Source organism: Campylobacter sp. MIT 12-5580 (assembly GCF_005406235.1).
Lineage (GTDB): Bacteria > Campylobacterota > Campylobacteria > Campylobacterales > Campylobacteraceae > Campylobacter_D.
On the sequence record NZ_NXLK01000001.1, the window covers coordinates 348,163 to 372,178 of the forward strand.

At 35.9% G+C, this 24,016-nt stretch carries 22 protein-coding genes and 8 tRNA genes; 18 read left to right on the plus strand and 12 right to left on the minus strand.

Annotated elements, in window-relative coordinates:
* The first annotated feature begins 180 nt into the window (after positions 1-180).
* The 4 genes from ilvB to CQA38_RS01725 all read left to right on the plus strand — a co-directional run bounded on the left by ilvB (position 181) and on the right by CQA38_RS01725 (position 4,359).
* On the plus strand, positions 181-1,848 hold the full coding sequence (gene ilvB, locus CQA38_RS01710; RefSeq protein WP_137632271.1) for a biosynthetic-type acetolactate synthase large subunit: 1,668 nt from the start codon (positions 181-183) through the stop codon (positions 1,846-1,848).
* Positions 1,849-1,857: 9 nt separating this feature from the next.
* Positions 1,858-2,061 (plus strand): hypothetical protein, encoded by a 204-nt coding sequence (locus CQA38_RS01715; protein WP_137632272.1) that lies wholly within the window; start codon positions 1,858-1,860, stop codon positions 2,059-2,061.
* Positions 2,062-2,126: 65 nt separating this feature from the next.
* Entirely contained in the window at positions 2,127-3,122 is a 996-nt protein-coding gene (ilvC, locus tag CQA38_RS01720; RefSeq protein WP_137632273.1) for a ketol-acid reductoisomerase, read from the plus strand.
* A gap of 181 nt (positions 3,123-3,303) precedes the next feature.
* Positions 3,304-4,359 (plus strand): ATP-binding protein, encoded by a 1,056-nt coding sequence (locus CQA38_RS01725; protein ID WP_137632274.1) that lies wholly within the window; start codon positions 3,304-3,306, stop codon positions 4,357-4,359.
* A 49-nt stretch (positions 4,360-4,408) separates the two neighbouring features.
* Here the strand turns inward: CQA38_RS01725 and CQA38_RS01730 are convergent, their stop codons facing one another.
* Genes CQA38_RS01730 through coaE form a run of 3 tightly spaced genes read right to left on the minus strand, consistent with a single transcriptional unit; the run spans position 4,409 to position 6,441 of the window.
* A complete protein-coding gene (locus CQA38_RS01730) occupies positions 4,409-5,119 on the minus strand; it encodes a glucosaminidase domain-containing protein (protein WP_137632275.1) in 711 nt (236 codons plus the stop codon).
* Positions 5,094-5,846 (minus strand): diaminopimelate epimerase, encoded by a 753-nt coding sequence (gene dapF, locus CQA38_RS01735; protein WP_137632276.1) that lies wholly within the window; start codon positions 5,844-5,846, stop codon positions 5,094-5,096. Before dapF ends, CQA38_RS01730 begins: the two co-directional genes overlap by 26 nt.
* Entirely contained in the window at positions 5,833-6,441 is a 609-nt protein-coding gene (gene coaE, locus CQA38_RS01740) for a dephospho-CoA kinase (RefSeq protein WP_137632277.1), read from the minus strand. The genes dapF and coaE overlap by 14 nt, the downstream gene beginning before the upstream one ends.
* A gap of 59 nt (positions 6,442-6,500) precedes the next feature.
* Here coaE and purM point away from each other — a divergent pair, with 59 nt between their 5' ends.
* The 3 genes from purM to CQA38_RS01755 are packed head-to-tail and all read left to right on the plus strand — an operon-like array spanning position 6,501 to position 9,495.
* Positions 6,501-7,490, plus strand: coding sequence for a phosphoribosylformylglycinamidine cyclo-ligase (gene purM, locus CQA38_RS01745; RefSeq protein ID WP_137632278.1), 990 nt, complete (start codon positions 6,501-6,503; stop codon positions 7,488-7,490).
* Positions 7,487-8,503: a glycosyltransferase family 9 protein gene (locus CQA38_RS01750; RefSeq protein WP_137632279.1), complete on the plus strand. Its 1,017-nt coding sequence runs from the start codon at positions 7,487-7,489 to the stop codon at positions 8,501-8,503. The genes purM and CQA38_RS01750 overlap by 4 nt, the downstream gene beginning before the upstream one ends.
* Before the next feature lie 2 nt (positions 8,504-8,505).
* Positions 8,506-9,495 carry a glycosyltransferase family 9 protein gene (locus CQA38_RS01755; protein ID WP_137632280.1) on the plus strand — a complete coding sequence of 330 codons (990 nt, stop codon included), beginning with the start codon at positions 8,506-8,508 and terminating at the stop codon, positions 9,493-9,495.
* Here CQA38_RS01755 and CQA38_RS01760 read toward each other — a convergent pair.
* The 9 genes from CQA38_RS01760 to CQA38_RS01800 all read right to left on the minus strand — a co-directional run bounded on the left by CQA38_RS01760 (position 9,492) and on the right by CQA38_RS01800 (position 20,263).
* Entirely contained in the window at positions 9,492-10,718 is a 1,227-nt protein-coding gene (locus CQA38_RS01760; RefSeq protein ID WP_137632281.1) for a putative transporter, read from the minus strand. The genes CQA38_RS01755 and CQA38_RS01760 overlap by 4 nt on opposite strands.
* Before the next feature lie 365 nt (positions 10,719-11,083).
* Positions 11,084-11,623, minus strand: a complete 540-nt coding sequence (locus CQA38_RS01765) for a superoxide dismutase family protein (RefSeq protein WP_137632314.1) — start codon at positions 11,621-11,623, stop codon at positions 11,084-11,086.
* 145 nt (positions 11,624-11,768) lie between these two features.
* The gene (gene metF, locus CQA38_RS01770; protein ID WP_137632282.1) at positions 11,769-12,614 is read right to left on the minus strand and encodes a methylenetetrahydrofolate reductase [NAD(P)H]; all 846 of its coding nucleotides are present in this window, start codon (positions 12,612-12,614) and stop codon (positions 11,769-11,771) included.
* A 12-nt stretch (positions 12,615-12,626) separates the two neighbouring features.
* On the minus strand, positions 12,627-14,894 hold the full coding sequence (gene metE / locus CQA38_RS01775) for a 5-methyltetrahydropteroyltriglutamate--homocysteine S-methyltransferase (protein WP_137632283.1): 2,268 nt from the start codon (positions 14,892-14,894) through the stop codon (positions 12,627-12,629).
* Positions 14,895-15,049: 155 nt separating this feature from the next.
* Complete coding sequence (locus CQA38_RS01780; RefSeq protein WP_137632284.1) at positions 15,050-16,060, minus strand: LLM class flavin-dependent oxidoreductase; 1,011 nt, start codon at positions 16,058-16,060, stop codon at positions 15,050-15,052.
* Between the two features lie 2 nt (positions 16,061-16,062).
* The gene (locus CQA38_RS01785; protein WP_137632285.1) at positions 16,063-17,046 is read right to left on the minus strand and encodes an alpha-L-glutamate ligase; all 984 of its coding nucleotides are present in this window, start codon (positions 17,044-17,046) and stop codon (positions 16,063-16,065) included.
* A complete protein-coding gene (locus CQA38_RS01790; RefSeq protein ID WP_137632286.1) occupies positions 17,036-18,457 on the minus strand; it encodes an LLM class flavin-dependent oxidoreductase in 1,422 nt (473 codons plus the stop codon). The genes CQA38_RS01785 and CQA38_RS01790 overlap by 11 nt, the downstream gene beginning before the upstream one ends.
* Before the next feature lie 20 nt (positions 18,458-18,477).
* A complete protein-coding gene (locus tag CQA38_RS01795; protein WP_137632287.1) occupies positions 18,478-19,254 on the minus strand; it encodes a MetQ/NlpA family ABC transporter substrate-binding protein in 777 nt (258 codons plus the stop codon).
* Positions 19,247-20,263, minus strand: a complete 1,017-nt coding sequence (locus CQA38_RS01800; RefSeq protein ID WP_137632315.1) for a 2-oxoglutarate and iron-dependent oxygenase domain-containing protein — start codon at positions 20,261-20,263, stop codon at positions 19,247-19,249. Before CQA38_RS01800 ends, CQA38_RS01795 begins: the two co-directional genes overlap by 8 nt.
* A gap of 412 nt (positions 20,264-20,675) precedes the next feature.
* Between CQA38_RS01800 and CQA38_RS01805 the strand changes: the two genes are divergently transcribed.
* The 11 genes from CQA38_RS01805 to CQA38_RS01855 all read left to right on the plus strand — a co-directional run bounded on the left by CQA38_RS01805 (position 20,676) and on the right by CQA38_RS01855 (position 23,876).
* A tRNA-Lys gene (locus CQA38_RS01805) sits at positions 20,676-20,751 on the plus strand.
* 5 nt (positions 20,752-20,756) lie between these two features.
* A tRNA-Val gene (locus CQA38_RS01810) sits at positions 20,757-20,832 on the plus strand.
* 86 nt (positions 20,833-20,918) lie between these two features.
* Positions 20,919-20,995, plus strand: a tRNA-Asp gene (locus tag CQA38_RS01815).
* 4 nt (positions 20,996-20,999) lie between these two features.
* Positions 21,000-21,075: transfer RNA gene (locus CQA38_RS01820), tRNA-Lys, on the plus strand.
* A 14-nt stretch (positions 21,076-21,089) separates the two neighbouring features.
* A tRNA-Glu gene (locus CQA38_RS01825) sits at positions 21,090-21,165 on the plus strand.
* Positions 21,166-21,173: 8 nt separating this feature from the next.
* Positions 21,174-21,249, plus strand: a tRNA-Val gene (locus CQA38_RS01830).
* Between the two features lie 87 nt (positions 21,250-21,336).
* Positions 21,337-21,413: transfer RNA gene (locus CQA38_RS01835), tRNA-Asp, on the plus strand.
* A gap of 4 nt (positions 21,414-21,417) precedes the next feature.
* Positions 21,418-21,493, plus strand: a tRNA-Lys gene (locus CQA38_RS01840).
* 156 nt (positions 21,494-21,649) lie between these two features.
* Entirely contained in the window at positions 21,650-22,177 is a 528-nt protein-coding gene (locus CQA38_RS01845; protein ID WP_137632288.1) for a DUF308 domain-containing protein, read from the plus strand.
* Entirely contained in the window at positions 22,174-23,367 is a 1,194-nt protein-coding gene (locus CQA38_RS01850; RefSeq protein WP_137632289.1) for a DUF2157 domain-containing protein, read from the plus strand. The genes CQA38_RS01845 and CQA38_RS01850 overlap by 4 nt, the downstream gene beginning before the upstream one ends.
* Positions 23,364-23,876 (plus strand): GDYXXLXY domain-containing protein, encoded by a 513-nt coding sequence (locus tag CQA38_RS01855; protein WP_137632290.1) that lies wholly within the window; start codon positions 23,364-23,366, stop codon positions 23,874-23,876. The genes CQA38_RS01850 and CQA38_RS01855 overlap by 4 nt, the downstream gene beginning before the upstream one ends.
* Positions 23,877-24,016: the final 140 nt, after the last annotated feature.

Here is a 24,016-nt window from a genome sequence, read left to right on the forward strand (position 1 = left end):
AAAAGTCAAAAATTTTCTTCAATTATCCTTCAACTTCCCCTGATTGACATTATCGTCGTCAAATAATTCCCTTATTTTTATTTAATTATTTTTTTATCATCAGTTTTTTAGCTGGTTGCGTTTTTCATCTTTTTTTGATGATTTTATTTTTAAATTTAAGTTTATTTTTTAAGGAAAACAATGAAATTGCAAGGTTCGCAAATTCTTATGGAAGTATTGTTAGAAGCAGGGGTAGATACGATTTTTGGTTATCCAGGTGGCGCTGTGCTTGATGTGTATGATACGCTTTTTTCATATCAAGATAAAATCAAGCATATTATGCCAGCTGATGAGCAAGGTGCTGGATATGCAGCTGATGGCTATGCTAGAGCAAGTGGAAAAACCGGTGTGATTATCGCTACAAGTGGTCCGGGCGCTACAAATCTCATCACCCCTTTAGCCACGGCTTACATGGATAGCACACCTTTGGTTGCAATCACTGGAAATGTCCCAAGCAAGCTTATCGGTAAAGATAGTTTTCAAGAAGTGTATATACAAGGTATAGCCATGCCAATTACCAAGCAAAGCTTTATGGTGCGCGATGTAAATGAGCTTGCTTTTACACTAAGAGAGGCTTTTTATCTTGCCAATGAGGGCAGAAAAGCTCCTGTGCTTGTGGATATCACTAAAGATGTATTTAGTGCTTTGACTGAGTTTGAGCCACAAAAACTTTTTTCAAAGCCTGTTTTAAAACACGATAAAAATGAGCTTTTAAAGCTAAAAAGCCTCATCGATGAGGCAAAAAAGCCCTTGCTTTATGTGGGCGGTGGTGCAAAAGATGCATATAAGGCTTTAAGGGAATTTGTAAAGCTTACGAATTTACCTTTCGTGCATACTATAATGGGTGCTGGTGTGCTTGATGATGAGAGCTTAAATATAGGCTGGATAGGTATGCATGGCAATATCAGCGCAAATACACTCATCAATGAAGCTGATTTAATCATCGCTATAGGAGCAAGATTTTCTGATCGCGTGGCTTTAAAACCAAGCCACTTTGGTGTGAAAGCTAAAAAAGCTCAAATTGATATTGATAAAAGTGAGCTTGGTAAAAATGTGGCTTTAGATTGTGCTGTGATAGGGGATTTAAAGCATATCTTAAAAGAACTTTGCACCTTAAAGTATGAAAACAAGCACGAAGCTTGGTTAGAACAAATTCACAAAGCAAAGGCAAAAGAAAAGGCTGAATTTAATGCTTTTGAGCATCAAGAATTAGCTAGTTTTATGAATCCAAAAGAAGTGCTTGAGTTTATCAGTCAAAGTTGTGAAAAAGACGCTATTTTTACAACCGATGTAGGACAGCACCAAATGTGGGCAGCTCAATACCTCACGCATAAAAACCCAAGAAATTTTTTAACAAGTGCGGGGCTTGGAACTATGGGCTTTGGTTATGGTTGTGCTATAGGGGCAAAGCAAGCCTGTCCTCATAAACAAGTCATTCATTTAAGCGGAGATGGCTCGTTTTTGATGAATTTAAATGAAGTCAGCACAGCCGTAGAATATAAACTTCCTATCATTTCAGTGATATTTAATAACTCCACACTTGGAATGGTGCGTCAGTGGCAAGGTGCGTTTTATGAAAAGCGATATTCAAGCACGGATATTCGCAAAAAAATAGACTATGTAAAAGTGGCTGAAGGCTTTAATGCTAAGGGCTTTAGCTGCAAGAGTATGAAGGAGTTTAAAGAAGCCTTTAAACTTGCTTTAAAAGAGAAAAAACCGGTATGGATAGAGTGTATCATCGATAAGGATTTAAAGGTTTTGCCAATGATACCAAGCGGAAAAAGCGCTGATGAAATCATCACAAAATAAAGGAAAAAAATGAAAAATTTACACATACAGCTTGCAAAGAATGATATAAGTTATCTTGCAAGGATTATGCTTTTGTTAAGCCAAAATCAAGTTGCATTAATCAAGCTTGAATTTAACGAACTTGACTTGTTTTTAACACTTAGAGAATGTGATGATTTTTTGCTTAAACAGCTTGAAAAACTCGCGCATACAAAAAGCGTAACACTACAATAAGGAGGAAAGAACGATAAAGAAAAGAACAAGCAAAGACCAAATTTTACATTTTAAAAGGAGAAAAAATGATACAAAAATACTATGACAAGGATTGTGATTTAAGCTTGCTTAAGTCAAAAACGATCGCCATTATAGGCTATGGTTCTCAAGGACACGCTCACGCTTTAAACCTCAAAGAAAGCGGTGTAAAAGTCGTTGTGGGCTTAAGAGATACAAGCTTGAGCGTGGCTAAGGCTAAAGAAGCGGGGCTAGAGGTTTTAAGTGTAAGCGAGGCTGTAAAAAAAGCTGATCTTGTGATGATGCTTGTGCCTGATGAGTTGTGCGCTGATTTATATAAGGCTGAGGTTGCGCCTTTTTTAAAGGAAGGTGATATACTTGCTTTTGCGCATGGCTTTAACATACACTATGCGCTCATAGAACCAGCTAAAAATATCGATGTAGTGATGATAGCACCAAAAGGACCCGGACACACCGTAAGAAGCGAATATCAAGCGGGCAAAGGTGTGCCAAGCTTAATCGCTATCTATCAAGATTTTAGTGGCAAAGCCAAACAATACGCCCTAGCGTATGCAAGTGGCATAGGATCAGCACGAGCTGGTATCCTAGAGACTTCATTTAAAGAAGAGACGGAAACTGATTTGTTTGGCGAGCAAGCTGTGTTGTGTGGTGGGGTAACTGAACTGATGAAGGCTGGTTTTGAAACCCTTGTCGAGGCTGGGTATGAGCCTGAAATGGCGTATTTTGAGTGTATTCATGAAATGAAGCTTATCGTTGATCTTATCTATGCAGGTGGTTTTGCAGCGATGAGAAGCTCGATTTCAAACACTGCTGAGTATGGGGATTATAGAATAGGCAAAAAAATCATCACAGATGAAACAAAAAAGACGATGAAAAAAGTGCTTGAAGAGATACAAAATGGCACTTTTGCAAGTGAATTTAGCACCGAGTTTAGCTCTGGAAGAAAAGCTAAGTTTAACGCTACAAAACGTTTAGAAAGCGAACATCAACTTGAAAAAGTGGGCTTAGAGCTTAGAAAAATGATGAGCTGGATTAAACGCTAATTAAAACTAAAAACTTCCCAAGCATTATTAAAGCAAAGTGCTTGGGAGTTAAGCTTTAAAAACTTAAAGGACTTTTATTTATCTTATTTTAAGCAAGTTCATTACAATTGTCTTATTTTTCTTAATTTCAATTCAAAATTTTTAATTTTTAGCTATAATTTCCTTTTTAAAAGGATAAAATTTGAAAATTTTAAATTTTTTTTATGAAAATCCACCGGAATTTAAAGGGCTTTTTGAGAGAAAAATTCGCCTTGATAGCAAACACACCTTACTATGTGGAGCGTTAAAAAGTGGCAAAAAAGCTTTAATCTTAAACTACTTGAGGGATTTTAAGACTGAAGAGTTTTTGTTTTTAAATTTTAAGGATTTAAGGTTTAGCTTGCAAGCTTTAGAGTATTTAGAGGTTTTTTTGCAAGATAAGGCTATTAAAATTATCGTTTTTTATGGTATTGATATAAATTTTAAGTTTGATTTCTCAAAGCTTTTATCAAAATATCAGTTTATCTTGGCAAGTGAGTTTTTAAGCTTAAATTTCAAGGATTTTGAAAAAATAGAGCTTGATTTTTTGGATTTTGAGGAGTTTTTAAGCCAAAACAGCACCAAAAATGCTACCAGCTCGCAACTTGGCAACTACTTGCAAAGCGGAAGGGCAAATTTAAGCGAAAATATAGAGCTAAATGATTATCTACGAAGCCATTTTACTGCCCTTGAACTTGAGATTTTTAAATTTATAGCCTTGCATTTAGGGCTTGAGTTCAGCGTTAATGCTCTTTATACCAAGCTTAAAAAGGAAATGAAAATTTCAAAAGATAAGCTTTATGAGTGTATTGACTTGCTTTATCAAAGGGGGTTGATTTTTTTTGTCCCTCATCATCAAAAACGCCTTAAAAAAGCGTATTTTACAGACTTTGCTTTTAAAAATGCCTTGCTGATACAAAGGGATTTTTCAACGCTTTTTGCTAATCTTGTATTGTGTGAGCTTTTTAAATTTAAACAGCCTATTTTTTACACAAAAGAATTTGATTTTTATCTTGAAAAAAGTAAGATAGGCTTTATTTGCAGTGCTTTGCAAGATATTGATTTATTGCGTTTAAAAGCTCAAAAAATTTTACCAAAGGCTTTGGAAAAAGAAATTTTTCATGTGGTTTTTGTTACGCTTTCATCACAAGATCAGTTTTTTGAACAAGGCGTGAAATTTGAGATCGTGCCTTTTGAAACTTGGGCTTTAAGTTTTTAAAATTTTTTATAATTTAAAATCTTGAAATCCAAAGACTCTTTAAGCCTTCTTAATCCAATAAATAAAGCTTATATTTTTCAATCACATTTTTGAGAATTTTTTCGTATTCGCCTTTGATTTCTGAGTAATTATGCAAGGTTTTAATCGCTTCTAAGCCCTTAAATTCACGCCCTTCTTGCAAGGTTTTGAAACGTTTTGTTCGAAACTCCTCATATGCAAAATGTCTGTTAAGATTTAAAAGATATGAATCAACGCTTTCTTGCAAGCTATCAAAGATCTTGATTTTGTGCGTTTTGCCCCTTTTTCTGTGCTTTGGCACCAAGCCTTTTTCGCCCCAAGTCCATTCGCCAAAAAGATTATTTGCTTCCCTAGCAAAACGGCTTGTGCCTGTGCCGCTTTCAACTAGAGCTTGAGCTATGCCCATAGACTTTGGCACTACACCTATGCGTTTTTGATACTCTTTAAAATCAAAAAGATTTTTCACTCTGTATTTTTCTTTGAGCGCGATGAGTGTTTGAAGCTCTGTTTTGCTGATATTTCTAAAGCCAGCCTTAGCATGCGTTTCAAAGAAATTTTTTATAAAGGCTTGTTCTTGCGCAACCTTTTCAAAAGAATGATCAAGTAAGGTATCAATTTTTTCGATAAAAACTTTTCTTTTTTCATCGGTGCTGAGCTTATAATACTCCTTGTGAAAACCAGCTTCAAAGGCTAAAACAAAGATAGGCAAGCAAAGCTTAAGAAAAATTATACTTGGCTTCAAAACAATACCTCACCTTTCCTTGAAAAAATATATTTCCCTCTTCATCAAGTCTAAGGCTTAATTCTTCCTCGCTTTTTGGTAAAACTTTGATATTTTTTTCAAGCTTACCCTCTAAAACTCCAAGATAAAAGCACGCTGCCATGCCTGTGCCACAAGCTAAAGTTTCATTTTCAACACCTCGTTCAAAGGTTCTTACGCGTAAAAGCTTTTCATGTTCTATCTTGGCATAATTTACATTTGCATTGTATTTTTGGCGTAAAATCTGACAAGTTTTAAGATCAAATTCGCTTAAATCCTCACAAAAATGCACCAAATGAGGCACGCCAGTATCACAAATTTGCCATTTTTTGCCTTCAAATTCAAAGCTTTGCACCTCATCTTTTACCTTTGTAAGCTGAGTTTCAACAATGTCTTCTTCAACATTTGCTTTGATTACTCCAGCCTTTGTTAAAAAGCTTAAATTTGGCTTCATTTTTAAGATATAGCAGGCAAAGTGAGCAGCCGCTCTTGAGCCATTACCACACATTGCAGGCTCACTTGCATCACAATTATAAAACTGCCACTCAAAGTCGTATTTTTCATGTGGTAAAATCACGATAAGTCCATCAGCTCCTATGCCACTATATCGGTTGCAAAGCTTGATAGCAAGTTCTTTAAAATCGCCTTTTTTATCACTATAAAAAAGCACAAAGTCATTTCCACTCGCACAATACTTATAAAATTTCATTTTTACCCTTGTTTAAAAGCTTGATTGTATCAAAAAATTCCTCGCAGTTTTGCTTAAATTCCTCTAAATTTCCCTCGTTTTTGATGACAAAATCGGCAAGTTCAAGCTTTTTTTCAATATCCATTTGAGCTTCAAGCCTTTGTAAAGCTTCTTTTTTACTCAAACTATCTCTTTGCATTAAACGTTTTAGACTGAGTTCTTTAGGGGCGTAGATTAAGATACTTTTTCCAAGTTCAAAATATGCTTTTGTCTCAAAAAATAAAGGCAGCTCTACAAAAATGGGACTAAAATTTTTTAAAAGCTCGATTTGTTTTATGATTTCAGTCCTAATTTTAGGGTGTAAAAAATTTTCAAGCTTTTCTTTGGCAAGATGATCGTTAAAAACTATGTTTGCTAAGGCTTTTCTATCGATTTTCTGCTCTTTTATCAAGCTTTTATCATCAAATAAACCAGCGATTTTTAAAGCATTTTCATCTAAAAGTTCATGAGCTATCATATCTGCATTAAGCACCTTGAAACCTTTGTTTTTGGCAATTTGCATAAAAGTTGATTTACCACAAGCTATACTTGCTGTTACAAAAAAAACTTCGCTCATTTAAGCCCTTTTAAAAATGCTTTTAGTTACAATAGCCTTTTAAATTTAAGGAAATGTAAATGAAAATTTCATACGAGCAAGCTGGAGTAAGCATAGATAATGGCAATGCCTTTGTAGAGGCGATCAAGCCTTTGGTAAAGCAGACTTTTTCGCCTCAGGTTTTAGGTGGCATTGGCTCTTTTTCTGGAGCTTTTGAGCTACCAAGCGGCTATAAAAAACCTGTGCTTTTAGCCGCGACTGATGGGGTTGGCACTAAGCTTCGTTTGGCAATTGACGCGCAAAGATATGAGAGCATAGGGCAGGATTTGGTGGCTATGTGTGTGAATGACTTGATTTGCAATTTTGCTACACCTTTGTTTTTTTTGGATTATTATGCTACAGCTAAGCTTGATGTGGAAGTTGCAAAAAGCGTGGTTGCAGGTATTGCTAGGGCTTGTAAGATAGCCCAGTGTGCTTTAATAGGTGGTGAAACAGCTGAAATGCCTTCTATGTATGCGTCAAAGGATTTTGATTTAGCTGGTTTTGCTGTGGGTATGGCTGAAAAAGAAGAGATTGACAGAACGAGCTTTGTTAAAAACGGCGATTTGCTTTTAGCTCTGCCAAGTTCTGGGCTTCATTCAAATGGCTATTCTTTAGCTAGAAAGGTGCTTTTTGAGGCTTTAGGGCTTAAATTTGATGATAAGATCGAGGGTAAAAAACTCATCGATATCTTGCTTGAGCCAACGCGAATTTATGTTAAAGACTTTTTAAAGCTTAAGCCTTTTATCAATGCTTTAGCTCATATCACCGGTGGAGGTTTGGTAGAAAATCTGCCAAGAGTGTTTCCTAAGGGCTTAGGAGCAGTGATTAGAAAACATCATCTTAAAACTCCTGAAATTTTTTACACCATAGGCGAGGCAGTAGAAGAAGCTGAAATGTATAGAAGTTTTAATATGGGCGTGGGACTTGTGCTAGTTGTTTCGCCAGAAAATGTTTCAAAAGTACTTGAAAACTCAGACGCTTTCATCATCGGCGAAGTTGTTATCAATGAAGGCGTGGTGCTTGAATGAAAGAGCCAAAGGTTATCGCTTTTGATAGAAGGTTAGGAGTAGGGGATATCATCTCATCTTTACCTGCTTTGTATGTGATAAAGCAGCTTTACCCAAGGGCTAAGCTTTTGCTTTTTACGAGCAAAGTTGGCTTTTATTTGTGTAAAAATTTTGATTTTATTGATAGAATTTTCTTGCAAGGGCTTGAATTTACTCAAAACGATGAGAATCTGCCCCAAATCATCGATGAATACAACATCGACACACTTATCCTCGCCCATAGAACGAGCAAAAATATCAAATTTGCCAAACAAAGTAAATGCAAAAATATCATCACTTGGAGGCATTTACACACGCTTTTTTCGCCTCGTTTTAAACACCCAAAGCATATCAAACGTTTAAAAAGGCTTGAAATTCAACGTTGTTTGGACTTGGTAAGGATGATTGATCCTAAACGTTATGATGCAAAGATAAAAGAGTTTGATCTTAAAACTATGCCTATACAAATTCAAAGTGATAGGGAAAATATAGAGTATATCAATGCCTTTTTAAAGCCTATACAAAAGGACTTTAAGCATATCATAGGTTTGAGTTGCTTTGGAATTTCTTCGGCTCATTATAATCTAAAAATGAATGATTGGGTAGAGCTTACAAAGGCTTTAGCAGGGCGTTTTAAAAACTTTTTATTTGTTTTTATGAATTTTAAACAAAGTGGTTATGAATTTGAGGATTTTAAAGAAGAAAATATCAAAGTTTTTAATAATGATGAAAATTTACTTCATCTTGTGGAGCTTACAAGAAGATTAAAGCTTTGCATAAGCCTTTCAACGGGCAATATCCACATAGCTGATAATCTTAAAATTGATACTTTGGGCTTTTATCCGCAAACTGATAGCGTGCTTTTTCCTTGTGGAAACTATGGGGGACACTTTGATGCGCTTTTCTTGCCAAAAGATTGGCATAATGAATACGAATTTTATAAAGATGAGTTTTATAAACTCGCTCAAAAGGTTTTAAGTAAATTTGAGGAGTAGCGGTGCAAAATATAGGTTTTTTAAATGATATACATTCTGTAGGGGATAATGCGACGCGTTTTAAGGCTTTGGTGGCTTTAAGAAAGCTTTATCCACAAAGCAAGATCATCTTTTTTGGACGTCGTTATTTTATGGATATGTTTTTTTACTCTGAAGTGATTGATGAGTTTGTGGTGATAGATGAGCTTGGGGGGGGGCGTTTGAGTGATTTTGAACTTGATATTTTGCTTCTTGCAGGGCATAAATACGGCGATATGATCAGTCTAGCTCAAACAAGTAAGGCAAAAAGAATCATTGCTCCAGCTTATCTTCAAACTTTTTTTGCAAAGAGGGTAGAAGTGGTTTTTTATAATCAATTTCGCCCTCACAGAGAGGTGTTTAAGGCTCTTGAGTTGGTAAGAAAGATCGATAAAAAGCATTTTGATGAGAATATTTCAAAGATTGATTTTAAACACCTTGCTTTAAAAACCCTGCCTCAGCATCAAAGATATATTGACACGCTTTTTAAAAGCTTTAAGGCTGAACAATTTAAACTTATCGTAGGCATCAATGCTTTTGCAAACTCAGCTTATAAATTTGTCCCTCAAGATTATGCATATTTAGCAAAGAATTTGGCACGCGAGTTTCCGCAAGTGTTTTTTGTGATGATGAGCTATGATGGAAATTTGATAAGGTATAAAGAATTTGAAGAAGAAAATATCCAAATTTTTATAGGTGATAATGAGCTTTTTCATCTGATCGAGCTTACAAGTAGGCTTGATATGCTCATAAGTCCAGATACGGGCAATGTGCATATAGCTGATATATTTAAGGTAAGCATACTCCAAACGATGAAAACGAATTTAAGGCTTAAATGGGGCGGAGGAAGCTGGGGTAATGAATGTCAAATGCTTTTGTTGAACAACAAATGGATCAAAAACTATAACAAACTCAAGCTTGGTTTTAACAAATTAGCCAAAGATATGATAGCTAGGCTTTTAGATAAAGTCTAATGCTTTTTATAAGCGATATTTTTTTCAAATTCTTTCAAACGTTTGTATATACTTCTAAGCTCGGTGATTTTTGTCCAGTTGGTTATAAAAACACTAAAAGAGCTTCGCACCTGATCAAAGGCATTATTCATCTGCATAACTATACCAAGCCCTATAGCGCCGATGAAAAGCGAAGGTGCCATGATTAAAAGTGGCACGATAACGATCATTTGTTCAAACAAAATAAGCCAAATATTAAAATACCCATAATGCAAAAAAAGCCTTTTGTAGTTAAATTTAAGCCCTGTAAAAAGCTCAAGCATAGTTTCATTTTTAGCGTAGTTTTTGCGATCATCTTCTGCATAGACAAGCTCTTTTCTAAAAGCAGCCTCTGCTTTTTGGTTATTATACTCAAGTCCGGGCAGTTTTATACCCACAAACCACGATATAATCAAGCCTCCAACAGAGATCAAAAAGGCTACATATACCAAAGAACCCTCAATATCTCTTAAAATAGGCACATTCACAGAAGCACTTAAAGCCCAAAGTATAGGGATAAAAGCGATGAGTATCATCACAGCTCGAACAAAGGCAAGCCCCAAGCTTTCAACTATTTTTGAGAAATTATAAATATCTTCTTGAATTCTTTGAGAACTGCCTTCGATATTATCATCTTTATTTTTCCAAAAACGCAAATATTCAAAAGTCATCGCTTCACGCCATTTAAAGGCATATACACTTGCAAAGTAAATATTTATAGTAGCAACCAAAACATAAGGTATAGCGATAAATAAAAAAATCACAATCAAAGCATAAAAATCCTCAATTATATAGCTTTGTTTATCTACACCATTTTCGCCAAAATGACTTTTTGTGAGGCTTTTGTAATATTTCATCGCCAAAGCATTTAAGAAAGTGGTGTTATCATCATTTTCATTTTGCTTAGTTTTTTGCTCATCTTGCTTGCTTGTGTTTTGCTCTTTGCTTTTTTCATCTTTAGTTGTATCTTGGGTAGAGGAATGGTTAGCTTGAGTATTTTGCGTGGAAGTTGTCGCTTCATCTTTGGTGCTTGTTTGCTCTAAAGGTTTGATTTGTGGTTTTTGCAAGACATTGTAAAAATCTTTATACCATTCATTTATGGCAACATTAAGATTGGTTTGTATATACAGACAAAAAAGCAAGAAAAATAAACCCAAATAAGCCCACAAAGCCCATTTTTTAGAAGCAAAAAACGCTGAAAACATTTTTTTCCTTAGTGTAAGAATGTAAAGTGCTATTGTAGATAAAAAAAGCTAACACATATCAAAATTTGTATTAAAAGTGTTGATTTTGAGTATATTTTTGTGCTATTGCATAGAGTTTATTTTTGTAAAATATTTCATTTTAAGAGTAGGATATAATGATAAAATTAGGTTTTTGCTTTAAGCTTAAAGATAATTTTGATAAAGGCACAGAATATTTTTTTAGATAATCATTTTTATTTGATATGATAAATGAGATATTTCGTATATTTTTGTGATGATTTTTTAGACAAAAAAATATTTTATTGTGATTAAAAATAAGCCTAACTTCAAGCAGCCTTAGCCACTTGAAGTTAAATTTTTTAAGATTATTTAATCACGCCGCAAGCCATTCTAGCTCCGCCACCACCAAGTGTAGCTGGGTGATCGCTGTGATTATCCCCACCAAAGTGGATCATTAAAGCATGTTTTTTAAGCTCATTTAAGTTTTTAATCTTTGGCGCTAAAACAGGATTGTTTGCGTTGCCATCTTTATCAACATAAAGTGCTGGCAAATCGCCTTTATGTCCTTTATCATCCCAAGGAAGTGAATGCCCTTCTGTTTTTTCAGGATCCCAGTGTCCTCCAGCTTTCATACCCAAGCCTTTATCAGTTGCTCCACAATCTGCGTTTTCATGCACATGAAAGCCGTGAATTCCAGCTTCTAAGCCTTTAAGTTGTGGAAAAAATGCCACTCCATAAGCTGTTTGCACAGCGATGACTTCTCCAGCATCTTTGTTCTTTTTTTGATCTAAAACTTGCATTTTAATCACTAAATGATCCTTAACTGATTTTGGATCAAAAACCTCAGTATTTGCAGCAAAAAGCACAGAGCTTGCTAACACAGAACCTAAAAGAATTTTTTTCATCATTTTTTCTCCTTTGAATGATTTTAAGGTAATTTCATTATAATATTTTTTATTAAATAATTATTTGTATTGTTTATTTTTTTAATAAAAATGTTTCTTTGAGTGAATTTTAAGCAAGATCAAAAGCTATAACGCCTATATACGCTTATGCTTCAAACAAGCTATGTGTTGCTTCAAAAACCTTTTTTGCTACATAGGCATTATTCATAGTATAAAGATGAATGCCACTTACGCCATTTGTGAGTAAATCAACGATTTGATCGATAGCATAAGCTATGCCAGCATCTATCATGGCTTTATCGTTGTGTTCGTATTTATGCAGTATTTTTGCAAATTTAGGTGGGATTTTTGATCCACACATACTTGTGATTTTAAGTACTTGACGTTTATTGGCTATAGGCATTATGCCTGCTTTGATTTCAGCTTTTATATTTGCTATATCGCAGTATTCTTTGAAGCGGTAAAAGTCTTCATTGTCAAAGAAAAGCTGAGTTAAAAGCGTGTTTGCTCCTGCATCAACTTTTTCTTTTAAGTGATGAATATCTTCAGTGAAATTTAAAGCTTCATTATGCTTTTCAGGATAGCAAGCTGCATAAATTTCAAAGTCGCCTTGTTCTTTGATAAAACGCACCAAATCACTTGCATACGCAAAATCCACGCTTTTTTCCTTACCCTCGACTATATCGCCTCTTAGGGCAAGGATTTTTTGAAGCCCTCGTTTTTTACATTCATTTAAAATGCTTGAAATTTGGGCTTTATTTTGATGAATGCAAGGTAAATGCACTATACTTGAGGTTTTATAGCGATCTTGCACTAAGCTTGCTATATCAAGGGTGTTTTGCGAATTGATACTTCCACCTGCCCCAAAAGTTACGCTGATAAAGTCTGGCTTTAAGTCTTTGAGCTGTTCTAAAGTGGTGTAAATTTTATCTATACTATCACTTTTTCTTGGTGGAAAAATTTCAAAAGAAAAACTTGCTTTTGCATTCATCTTCACTCCTTTTTAAAGGCTTTTTCTTATATTGAGTGTAGCTGTAACCATATTTTTAAGGCTTTCTATCACTTCTTTATCGCCTCTTGTTTTAAGCCCACAATCTGGATTGATCCAAATTTGTTCTTTTGGGAGCTTTGCAAGGATTTTTTTGATCGTGCTTTCAAGCTCGCTTACGCTAGGCACTCTAGGGCTGTGTATATCATAAACGCCCGGTCCAACTTGGGTTTGAAAATGAGCTGCTTTAAGAGTATCTAAAAGCTCTAAATTGCTTCTGCTTGCCTCAAAAGAGATCACATCAGCATCCATAGCATCAATTTCTTTGATAATATCGCTAAATTCACTATAGCACATATGAGTATGGATTTGAGTTTGAGCCTTTACGCCGCTATGCACGAGGTTAAAAGCTGGTATAGCCCAGTCTAAATACTCACTATGCCAATCACTTTTTCTTAAAGGGAGTTTTTCACGCAAAGCTGCTTCATCAATTTGTATGATTTTAATGCCTGCTACTTCAAGATCAAGTACTTCATCACGAATTGCCAAAGCAATTTGCAAGGTGCTTTCTTTAAGGCTTATATCTTCTCTTGGAAAACTCCAGTTAAGTATAGTTACAGGTCCAGTGAGCATACCTTTGACATATTTTGAGCTTTGTTCTTGGGCAAATTTACTCCACGCTACAGTGATAGGTTTAGCCCTTGAGACATCGCCCCACACAACAGGAGGTTTTACACATCTTGTGCCATAGCTTTGCACCCAGCCATTCGAGGTAAATAAAAAGCCCTCTAAGCTCTCACCAAAATACTCCACCATATCATTGCGTTCAAACTCGCCATGCACTAAGACATCAAGTCCGATTTGTTCTTGGAATTTGATACATTCTTTGATCTTGGTTTGATTAAACTCAGTATAAGCTGTGCTTGAAATTTGTGCTTTTTTAAAGTCTAGGCGGTTCTTACGCACATCAGGAGTTTGAGGAAATGAACCTATGGTTGTGGTTGGTAAAAGTGGAAGTTTTAAGGCTTCTTTTTGAATTTGTTCTCTTTCTTTAAAGGCTGGCTTTCTTGTATAATCGCTTTGTGAAAGCCTAGCAAGCCTTTCTTTTACAGCTTTGTTTTCTTTATTTGTTGCCTTAGCAAAAAGGGCGGTATTTGTTTTGAAAAACTCATTTTGCTCTGGGTTTTGGCTTTCAAAGATAGCCTTAAGTTCTTTAAGTTCGGTGAGTTTTTCCTCAGCAAAGGCAAAATGCTCTAAAAATTGAGCTTCTAGTTTGCTTTCATTTTTGATAGTATAAGGGCTGTGAAGCAAAGAACAACTTGTATTTAATACGACATTTTTCACTAGACTTTGAATGCTTTTAAATTTTTCTAATGTTTTTGCGTAATTGTTTTTATAGATATTTTTGCCATTTACAAGCCCAGCAAAAAGAATTTTATTTTCATCAAAGCCTTTTTTGATGAGGTTTAAGCTTTCTTTGCCCTCGATAAAATCAAGTCCTATAGCATCAAATTGAAGTGTGTTAAGACTATCATAAACATCTCTTACATCGCCAAAATAAGTTTGTATAAGCACTTTTACACCTGCTTTTTTGGCTAAAAGTGTGTTATAAAACTCTTCAAACAAAGCTATATCAGCCTTAGTTAAATCATACACCAAATAAGGCTCATCAAATTGCACCCATTTTACACCTTTTTCATTTAGCTTGTTTAAAAACTCAGTATAAGCTAGCACAAGCTTTTCTTTAGCCTTAGCTTGAGTGCTTTCATCGCTAAAATTGATAAGTTTGAAAAAGGTGAAAATTCCACTAATAACAACCTTAGCTTCTATGCCAAATTCTTTGGCTTCATCGTATTCTTTAAAAGGCTTGTCGCCCACTAAGGCTATGCTTTGAGCATCATCGCATTCTGGCACGAGGTAGTGATAATTGGTGTTAAACCATTTTTTCATCGCCAAAGCTGTAGTATCGCCATTTGCTCCTTGATAGCCACGAGCTTGGGCAAAATACTCATCTAAAGTATCTAAATTCAAAGCCTTATAACGTTTCGCCACGACATTAAAGAGCGCGGCTGTGTCAAGGATATTATCATAAAATGAAAAATCATTACACGAGATAAAGTCTATCCCAGCGTCTTTTTGACTTTGCCAATGCCTTTTACGCAACTCTTTTGCAAGACTTATGAGCTCTTCTTTTGAGCTTTGTTTTTTGAAGTATTTTTCCACTCCAAACTTAAGCTCTCTTAAAGCACCTATTCTTGGGTAAGAAATAACCGAATTTTGCATATTTTTCCTTTCAAAAAATAAAATGAAATTATAAACTATTAAGGCTTAAATTTAAGCCTTAAAGATACATTTTTGTTCTTAAATTTATCAAAAGCTTTAAAAAATTATTTTAATTTTATTTGATAAATAAAAAACAACAGCTATTTTAAAACTCTTTAAAATAGTTCGTGAGCGATTTTTTCAAGCTCTTCTTTCATATTTGCACACTGAATGATGATAAGATCAACGCCCACTTCTTCAAATTCCTTGATTTTTGCTCTCACTTGCTGTGCTGTGCCGATTAAATTTGCACGCAAACCGCGATTTGAAACGCTGTAATCTGCTTTTGAAAGCTCTACATTTAAGTTTGAATTTGAAGTAAAATCCTGATATGAATTCGCATAAGCCTCCTCATTTTTAATTGTTGTAATCCTTTTAAGTTCTGCTAAAGCCTCCTCTTGTGTATTTTTAATGATGACATAAGCAGCCATGCCAAAGCCTTTAAATTCCTTTAAACCTGCCTTAGCGCGTCTTGCTTTCATATCTTTGATCTTTGTTTCTACCTCATCTACACTGCCTCCGTGCATAAGGTAAAAGTCTGCAAATTGCGTGATAGCATTGCGTCCTGTTTCACTTTCTCCGCCTGCATAAATAAGAGGTTGTGTGCTTGGTTTTGGCTCATTAAAAGAATCTTTAAATTCAAAATACTTGCCCTTAAAACTAAAAGGACTTTTGCTCCAAAAGCCTTTTAAAATTTGAGCATATTCACTTAAAAAAGTGTATCTATCATCATGCGCTTTAAAATCAATGCCAAATTGCCTTGCTTCTTCTTCCCACCACGCTGAGACGAGATTTATACTAAAGCGATGGTTTGAAATTTGAGCTAAGGTGGTAAGTTCTTTTGCTGTGGTTGCTACTTGGTGGTATTGTGGGCGAAGTGCAGCTAGGATTTCAATCTTTTGCGTAATGCTAGCAAGTGCTGTAGCTATAGCCCAAGCATCAAGACAAGGGGCTTTATGTCCTTTAATATCATTTAAATACAATTCTGGCACCAAAGTAAGGCTGTAGCCTAGCTTTTCAGCCTTTAAGGTTAAATCCTTAATATACTCCCAAGAACACTGCGTGGTATCATCATTAACATTTCTAAGCCATGAGCCAAAAACTGGGCTCCAGTATCCAAATTTCATTTTTATTCCTTTATCTTTTGATATTCTTTTAAGAGAAACTCAGCTACTTTATCAGCTGCAGCTAATTCACCATTTGCTCTTAAACTGGCTTCAACTTTTTGGTTGTAATTCGTATTGGTATTAATATCATACACCACAAGTTCTTTGCCAGTATCGATAAATTCAATGCCTGCGATTTCTATATAAAAAGCTTTTAAAAAGCTTTCTAGCTTTGCTATTAAAGGGGTATTTGCGTTTATATCTCTTCTAAGAGTGAATTTTGCTCCTATATCACAAGCTGCAGCTGCTAGGGCTGGTTTTTTGCTTTGCCTATCTATTTCGCAAGCCTCAGCTGGACAAAGCTCAAAGCCCCCATCACTTGTATCAACCTTTACAGCATAAAAAAACTTCCCAGCTATAAACTCAAGCCTTGTGATGAAAGGCTCTTTGGCTTTGATGTATTCTTGTAAAAGCGTGATATTATCCGCTGCTTCTTCAAATTCACTTGAGAAAATATAATTTTCAAAGTCTTTATGATGTTCAAAAAGCCTTACTCCAAGCCCTTTTCCGCCTTGATTGTGCTTAGTGATAAAAGGAGTTTGAAGCTTTTTAGCTTGTTCAAGTAAATCATCTTTGCCAAAAACGGCTAGAGTTTTAGGCACACGAAAACCAAACTTTGCTAAAGCTAGGTATTGAGCGACTTTGCTTACTTCAAGCTCTAGCACATTTAAGCCATTGATTATCCTTCTTTGATGAGTTTCAAGCCAAGTAAAAATGACTCTTGCGTATTCTTTAACAAAGGGGTGTGCTCTAGTGTGTGAAGAAGCGCTCATTCTGCTGAAAAATACCCCTTTTGGTGGGGCTTTGCTTAAGTCTATACTGCCACTATTTAAGTCAAGTTCTTTAAACTCAGCCCCAGCTTTTTTAAAAGCCTCATAAAAAGGCGGCAACCATTCTTTGTTTTCATGTAAAATATAAATTCCATCTTCTAAATCATTATACAGCATAATTTTCCTTTCTTTTTGCTTGTAAAGCACTTGAGTTTTTAAAACTAAAACTTGATCCTATATGAGTCTCATCAAGCCTATCGCCCTTACCAAAGAGTTTATTTCTAAGGCTTCCACTTGTGTATTCTAATTTATAAGAACCTCTTTTTTGAAGTTCAGGCACGATGAACTCAACCACATCTTCAAAGGTGCCAGGCGTTGTTGCATAGGCTAGGTTAAAACCATCTGCGTCGCTGTATTCTACAAGTCTTTCAAGCTCAGTTGCAACTTCTTTAGCCCCACCTATGATCTTTTGTCCTAAGGCTCCAATGCCAGCTATTTTTATAAGCTCTCTTAAGGTCCAGTCCTTGCCCTCATCAGTTCTACTTTTTGCAAATTCTTCCACCTTGCCTAAAATGGCGTTTGATTTTATATGACTTAGTTTATCATCAAGGGCGTATTTGCCAAGATTTTCTCCAAGCCAGCCAGAATTAAGCACCAAAGAGCCTTCCTCGCTTACATAGCTTAATAAGTCTTTGTATTTTGCCCTAGCTAAAGCCTCTGTTTTATCAGTGATGATGGTTGCTAGTACATAAATTTTTGCGCTATAAGGATCGCGTCCTGCTTTGACAAGAGCCTCACGCACTTGCTTGACTGCTGTTTTGGTGTATTCTTTAGCTATGGGAGTAATGAAAATGGCTTCAGCGTGTTTTGCTGCAAATTCAAGCCCTCTTGGACTATTACCTGCTTGAAAAAGCACAGGTGTTCTTTGAATGCTTGGTTCACAAACATGAAAACCAGGCACTTCAAAATACTTGCCCTTGTGTTTGATAGCATGAATTTTATTTGGATCAGCAAAAATACCATTTTTCTTATCTAAAACAACAGCATCATCTTCCCAAGAGCCTTCCAGTAGCTTATAAATCACTTCCATATATTCATCAGCTAAAGCATATCTTTCATCATGAGGCAGTTCTTTTTCGCCTAAATTTGCATTTGCACTCGGTAAATAGCCTGTTACGATGTTCCAGCCTACGCGTCCTTTGGTGAGATGATCTAGGGTTGAAAGCCTTCTAGCAAAAGGAAAAGGCTGTTCAAAAGCCACTCCAGCAGTGATACCAAAGCCTAAATTTTGTGTAACGCTTGCGCCTATAGCAGCAAGTTGAATGGGATCATTTACCGGAGTTTGCACCGCTCCTCTTAAGGCTGCATCAGCTGAGTTATTGTAAATATCATATACGCCTAAAACATCAGCGATAAAAATGGCATCAAATAGCCCTTTTTCAGCAATCTTAGCGATATTTTGCCAATACTCAATGTCCTTATATCTTAAAGCCTCATCATTTGGATAACGCCAAAGTCCAGCACTTAAATGAGTGATACAATTCATTTCAAAGGCGTTAAAATGGATTTGTTTTTTGTTTTTACTCATAATTTTTCCTTTATTTTCTTTTAAAAAGTCGGTATCACTGCGCCTTTGAAGTTGGCATTGATATAAGCTTTTATTTTCTCAGTTCGCAAAGCCTTGATAAGAGCTTGAGTTTTAGGGCTTTTTTCATTGCCTTGTTTTACTACAACATAGTTTGCATACTCACTTTGCGTGCTTTCAAGCACAAGGGCATCTTTGGCTGGATTAAAACCAGCTTGCAGGGCAAAATTTCCATTAATCACCGCAAAATCCACATCTTCAAGGCTTCTTACAAGCTGAGCGTCTTTAATTTCTATGAATTTAAGCTCAAGTGTGTTTTCACTTATGTCAAGTGGGGTAGCAAGCTCGCTTTTTTTAAGCTTGATTATGCCTGTGCTAGCAAGGATTTGTAAGGCTCTTGCTTCATTGGTAGGATTATTTGGTATAGCAACCCTCGCACCTTTTTGGGGCTTAAATTCTTTAAATTTATTTGAATACACGCCCATAGGTTCAAGATGAATGCTTGAAACTGCTACAAGCTTGGTATTATGAGCCTTGTTAAACTCGGTTAAATAAGGCTTGTGCTGAAAATAATTTGCATCAAGAAAGCCATTATCAGTAGCGATATTTGGCTGCACCCCATCAGTAAATTCAAAAATTTCAAGCGCATAACCTTCTTTTTCAAGTTCAGGCTTGATTTGTTCTAAGATAAGAGCATGAGGCGTTGGCACAGCCCCAACCTTTAAAGGTTCAAGAGCCAAAGCTGTATTTATAGTGCTAAAAATAGCTAAAATAAAAACAAAAACATTAAACTTAAGCATTTACCACCTCCTTAGTAAAGTTAAATCTATCAAGCAAATCACTATGATGGGCTTTTGCAACATCAGGGTGGCTTCTAAGCATTCTTTTGAAATAATTTTCTGCCACATTTCTTAAAAGCGGATTTTTAGGATCAGTATCTACGCCTTTTGCTTCTTTGGCAAACTCATCTTTAAGCCTAAAGATAGGAATTTCTTTATCAAGTTGCACGCCTAAAAAATACGCTATGCTAAATCTTTCTTTTTGAGTAAGACTCACGCGATGAATGGTAGCTTTTAAGTAGCCATTTGTCGCCATTTCTAAAAACTCGCCGATATTTACCACCACAGAGCCTTCAAGTGGTGGCACTTCAAACCATTTGCCATTGACAAATCCTTCCAAGCCACTTTGTTTGTCTTGAAGCACAAAGGTAAGCAAGCCTCCGTCTTTATGAGCGCCTACGCCTTGAGTTGAGCCTTTGACTGCGTTTGCGGCTGGATAGTGAATGATTTTGTAATGTTCGTATGAATTTAAGCCATAAAGCTCATCAAAGGCTGTGCTTGGAAGCTCTAAGGCTCTTGCAAAAGCTCTTAAAAGCTTAAGGCAAGCTTTATTGCTTTGTCTTTGATACTCTTCAAAGATATTTTTAAGCTCGGGTAGTTCTTTAGGAAAGAGATTTTCGCCCTCAAGTCTTTGCCATAAGGGCGAATTTAAATCCCATTTAAAAGGCTTTCTAGCTGTGCCTATGTCAAGCTGTTCTCTATAATCCTTACCCCCATCAGTGTATTCGCCACCCTCGCTTGAGTAGCCTCTAAATTGAGGTGAATGTATCATGCTTATAGCTTCTTTTTGCACTTTTGGTAGGGCAAAAAATTCTTTTGAAAGCTTGAAAAGCTCTTTGATGGGTTTTAGATCAATGCCATGATCAACAAGATAAAAAGTGCCAATCTCCCTTGAAACCTTGCGAAGTGTTTCAAAGGCTTGAGCGTCATTTGTATTGAAGTTTTGTAAAGAGATTTTGGGTAAATCTATAGTTTTCATATGCTTTTCCTTTATTGTGATGAAAAAATGAAATGCCAAAAAAGGCAAAAAACTCAAACAAAGGATAAGAAAGTGTAAAAAGTGAAGTTAAATTTAAGAAAGAAAACTATGGCTTCTCTTGCTTCCTTATCCGCCTAAGCCTAAGGAAGCGTTGCCACCAAAGACTTATTTAGCTACGCATCACGCACATTTGGCACATTATGAAAAATGATACTAAATTTTGCATAGAGTCCTAAGTCCTTTCTTTTGAAGATAAATTGCGAAATGTTAGCTTCATTTTCCTTATAAAAAGCTTAAATAAAATAAAAACACCAAGCAAAAGATTTTCTTTTTTATAATCTTGCTTTACCCCTTGACAAAAATAGGGTAATTTTGGCATAATCACAATTTATTTTTTAATCTCGTCTCGTTAGCTCAGCCGGTAGAGCATCTCCCTTTTAAGGAGGGGGCCGTTGGTTCGAATCCAACACGGGACACCATTTTTGGTCGCTTAGCTCAGTTGGTAGAGCGCCACCCTTACAAGGTGGATGTCATAAGTTCGAGTCTTATAGCGACCACCATTACAGAAAGCAGAATGCAGAAAGCGGATAAAGATAAAAAAACCATAATTTCCGCACTCCAAATTCCGTTTTCAGTTATCTAGTACGCAGCGGTAGTTCAGCTGGTTAGAATGCCGCCCTGTCACGGCGGAGGTCGCGGGTTCGAGCCCCGTCCGCTGCGCCACTTTGTCTCGTTAGCTCAGCCGGTAGAGCATCTCCCTTTTAAGGAGGGGGCCGTTGGTTCGAATCCAACACGGGACACCATTTTTTAGGGCTTTGACCCTTTCGTCTAGCGGTCCAGGACACCAAATTCTCTGTTTGGTAACAGGGGTTCAAATCCTCTAGGGGTCGCCAAATTTTTTGGTCGCTTAGCTCAGTTGGTAGAGCGCCACCCTTACAAGGTGGATGTCATAAGTTCGAGTCTTATAGCGACCACCATTACGGAAAGCAGAATGCAGAAAGCGGGTAAAAAGGTAAAAAACCATAACTTCCGCACTCCAAATTCCGTTTTCAGTTATCTAGTACGCAGCGGTAGTTCAGCTGGTTAGAATGCCGCCCTGTCACGGCGGAGGTCGCGGGTTCGAGCCCCGTCCGCTGCGCCACTTTGTCTCCTTAGCTCAGCTGGTAGAGCATCTGACTCTTAATCAGGTGGTCGTTGGTTCGATCCCAACAGGGGACACCACATATAAGCTACTTGCAATCACACAAAACAAACTCAAAATTTAAGATTTTTAGCAAAATCACAAAACGCTTTGTATTAAAAATACCAAATTCAGCTTTTTTTCAAAGATTTTCTTTATAATAGACAAAAAATTTAAGTCAAAATGAAAGGTAAGCAATGCAAGTTTTTATGAGTATTTGCTGGATTATTTTTTCAAGCATTATTGCTTTGGTAGGTTTTGCGGGGCTGTTTATGCCTCTTGAGGTATTTGCAAGTTTTGTGGTATTTTTGCCATTTTTGCTGATTTTAAGCGGAATTTCTAAGCTTTTTTATTATTTTTCGTTTAAGGATTTTTCAGGAGCAAATTTCATACTTTTTGATGCTTTGATGAGCTTTTTATTTGCCATTATTTTTATCGGCTTGGGTTTGGAATTTACAAGTATGACTATAGTGATGATCGTGGCATTTATGAGTATGTTTAGAGGAATTTTAAGCTTAAGTTATGTTTTTGAGCTTAAAAAACGAGGACTTGGCTGGGTGGGCTTGTTTGTGCTTGCACTGCTTAATATCATCATCTCGCTCATCTTTATCATCTATCCAAATATAGCTGGCATTACCATAGGCTTTATGATCGCTTTGATGATCTTTATCTTTGGGCTTGCGAGCCTTTTTGGGTATTTTGGTATGAAAAAGCTTTTACAATGATTTTTGCGTTAAATAAATTTACATTTTTAAAAAGCGAGTTTGAAAAACTTCAGGCAAAAGGGCTTTTAAGCAAGGCTCAAAGCGAGCTTTTGCTAAGTGCTTACGAGGATAAAAAAGACAAAAACACAGCCTTGCTTTTGGTGCTTGGCTTTGTTTTTGTGGCGCTAGCTTTGCTTTTGCTTGTCGCGTATAATTGGCAAGAGCTTTCAAATTTGATAAAAACAAGCCTACTTTTAGCCTTGCTTTTGTGTTCTCAACTTGGCGTGTATCTAAGTAAAACTAAGGCTTTTATCAATGCTTTTGCGATCTTAAGTAACTTTGTTTTACTTGCCAATCTTGCCTTGCTTTCTCAAATTTATCATCTAGGCGATAACACGCCTTTAGCTTTTTTAAGCGTTGCTTTGCTTACTTTACTGCAAGCTTGGGCGTTAAAAAGCTTTTTGGTGTTTATTCAAAGTCTTGCTTTTGCTTTGGTGTATTTTTGCTTGGGTTTTGATGAGTTTGATTTCTCTTCATTTTTTATCATTTTTGTGCTGATAAGTTTTGCTGTCAATGCTTTTAAAAATTCTAAATTTCTTGCTTTTTTCAACTTTTTTAGCTTGTGCGCGTATGTGTATTTTTCGCCTGTTTTATTAGATGGTTTGAGTGCTTATTTTGGCTCATTTTATATTTATTTTCCTTATCTTACTTGTTTTGCTTTGGTATTTTTAAGCCTTAAAAGTCATGAAAATCTCGCCTTTTTTATGCTTATACTTGTGTTTTTGGCTTCAAGTATGGAAGGTTTTGATCTTGCAAATTTTGATTTTGTTTATACTTTTGATACTATTGTGCGTATCTTTAAAGAAAACTTATTTTGCTGGCTTCTTAGCTTTTTATTGATCTTAAATTTGCTTTTAAAGCGGTATTTTTTAGCTTTTCTAGCTCTTGTTGTGTTAATTTTGCTTTGTATGCCAAGTGCGTTTGTAACGCTTATTGCTTCCTTTGCAAGCTTGGTTTTAGGTGTGTATTTGCTGACAAAAGGGCATTTGTGGCTTGGACTTTTTGACATTTTGGCTTTGGCATTTATCCGCTATGTTGATTTGATAGGGGATTATCTGGGCGCAAGTGCGATTTTCTTGCTTTTTGCTCTTGTTATCTTTGCCTTTCTTGGCTTGAAAAAACTCAAACAAAATAAAGGCAGGATTTTATGAAAAGTAAATTTATCATTTTTGTTTTTATTTTACAATTTGCTCTCATCGCCGCAATGTTTATAAATGCTTATGCAGTAGTATTTTTTGGCACTGAAGTAAAGGTGATTGCAAGGGGCGTTGATCCAAGGGATTTGCTCACTGGAAATTATGTTTTGCTTGAGTATGAGTTTCAAAAAGATGAAAATACCACAAAAGACTTTCCTTCAAATTCGAACAAAAAGCATTTTTATGCGCTTTTAAAAGATGAAAATCAAGATGGTATTTTCACACTCACGCTTAGCGATAAAAAACCCACAAACAACGAGCTTTTTATCACTTCTAAATACACAATCTCTAAATACACTCCAGAGAGTATTTATGCTTCAAAATTTGGCATAGAGCGGTATTTTTTACCTAAAAAAGAAGCTGAAATTTTAGAGAAAAAACTCATCACACAAAAAGCCCTTGTTAGTCTCAAAGTGCTTAATGGCAAAGCAAGGATTATTCATCTTGAGCTTATAGATGAGTAGATTTATAAAGCAAGTTATTTAAGTTTTTACAAGTTTGAATGAAAATTTAAAACAAGAAAGAGTTTAAACTCCTCGCAAGGTTGCGAGGAGAGTTTTAAGAAAAACTATTGGAGTAATCTTAAAACATTTTGTTGTGCTGC

Bases quoted from the DNA above. Each gene is read 5' to 3' on its own strand.
- metE (WP_137632283.1), bottom strand. From the start codon at position 14,894: ATGCAAAATTCGGTTATTTCTTACCCAAGAATAGGTGCTTTAAGAGAG.
- CQA38_RS01795 (WP_137632287.1), bottom strand. From the start codon at position 19,254: ATGCTTAAGTTTAATGTTTTTGTTTTTATTTTAGCTATTTTTAGCACT.
- dapF (WP_137632276.1), bottom strand. From the start codon at position 5,846: ATGAAATTTTATAAGTATTGTGCGAGTGGAAATGACTTTGTGCTTTTT.
- CQA38_RS01790 (WP_137632286.1), bottom strand. From the start codon at position 18,457: ATGAGTAAAAACAAAAAACAAATCCATTTTAACGCCTTTGAAATGAAT.
- CQA38_RS01750 (WP_137632279.1), top strand. From the start codon at position 7,487: ATGAAAGAGCCAAAGGTTATCGCTTTTGATAGAAGGTTAGGAGTAGGG.
- CQA38_RS01850 (WP_137632289.1), top strand. From the start codon at position 22,174: ATGATTTTTGCGTTAAATAAATTTACATTTTTAAAAAGCGAGTTTGAA.
- coaE (WP_137632277.1), bottom strand. From the start codon at position 6,441: ATGAGCGAAGTTTTTTTTGTAACAGCAAGTATAGCTTGTGGTAAATCA.
- CQA38_RS01855 (WP_137632290.1), top strand. From the start codon at position 23,364: ATGAAAAGTAAATTTATCATTTTTGTTTTTATTTTACAATTTGCTCTC.
- purM (WP_137632278.1), top strand. From the start codon at position 6,501: ATGAAAATTTCATACGAGCAAGCTGGAGTAAGCATAGATAATGGCAAT.
- CQA38_RS01715 (WP_137632272.1), top strand. From the start codon at position 1,858: ATGAAAAATTTACACATACAGCTTGCAAAGAATGATATAAGTTATCTT.
- CQA38_RS01780 (WP_137632284.1), bottom strand. From the start codon at position 16,060: ATGAAATTTGGATACTGGAGCCCAGTTTTTGGCTCATGGCTTAGAAAT.
- metF (WP_137632282.1), bottom strand. From the start codon at position 12,614: ATGAATGCAAAAGCAAGTTTTTCTTTTGAAATTTTTCCACCAAGAAAA.
- CQA38_RS01845 (WP_137632288.1), top strand. From the start codon at position 21,650: ATGCAAGTTTTTATGAGTATTTGCTGGATTATTTTTTCAAGCATTATT.
- CQA38_RS01785 (WP_137632285.1), bottom strand. From the start codon at position 17,046: ATGCTGTATAATGATTTAGAAGATGGAATTTATATTTTACATGAAAAC.
- ilvC (WP_137632273.1), top strand. From the start codon at position 2,127: ATGATACAAAAATACTATGACAAGGATTGTGATTTAAGCTTGCTTAAG.
- CQA38_RS01765 (WP_137632314.1), bottom strand. From the start codon at position 11,623: ATGAAAAAAATTCTTTTAGGTTCTGTGTTAGCAAGCTCTGTGCTTTTT.
- ilvB (WP_137632271.1), top strand. From the start codon at position 181: ATGAAATTGCAAGGTTCGCAAATTCTTATGGAAGTATTGTTAGAAGCA.
- CQA38_RS01760 (WP_137632281.1), bottom strand. From the start codon at position 10,718: ATGTTTTCAGCGTTTTTTGCTTCTAAAAAATGGGCTTTGTGGGCTTAT.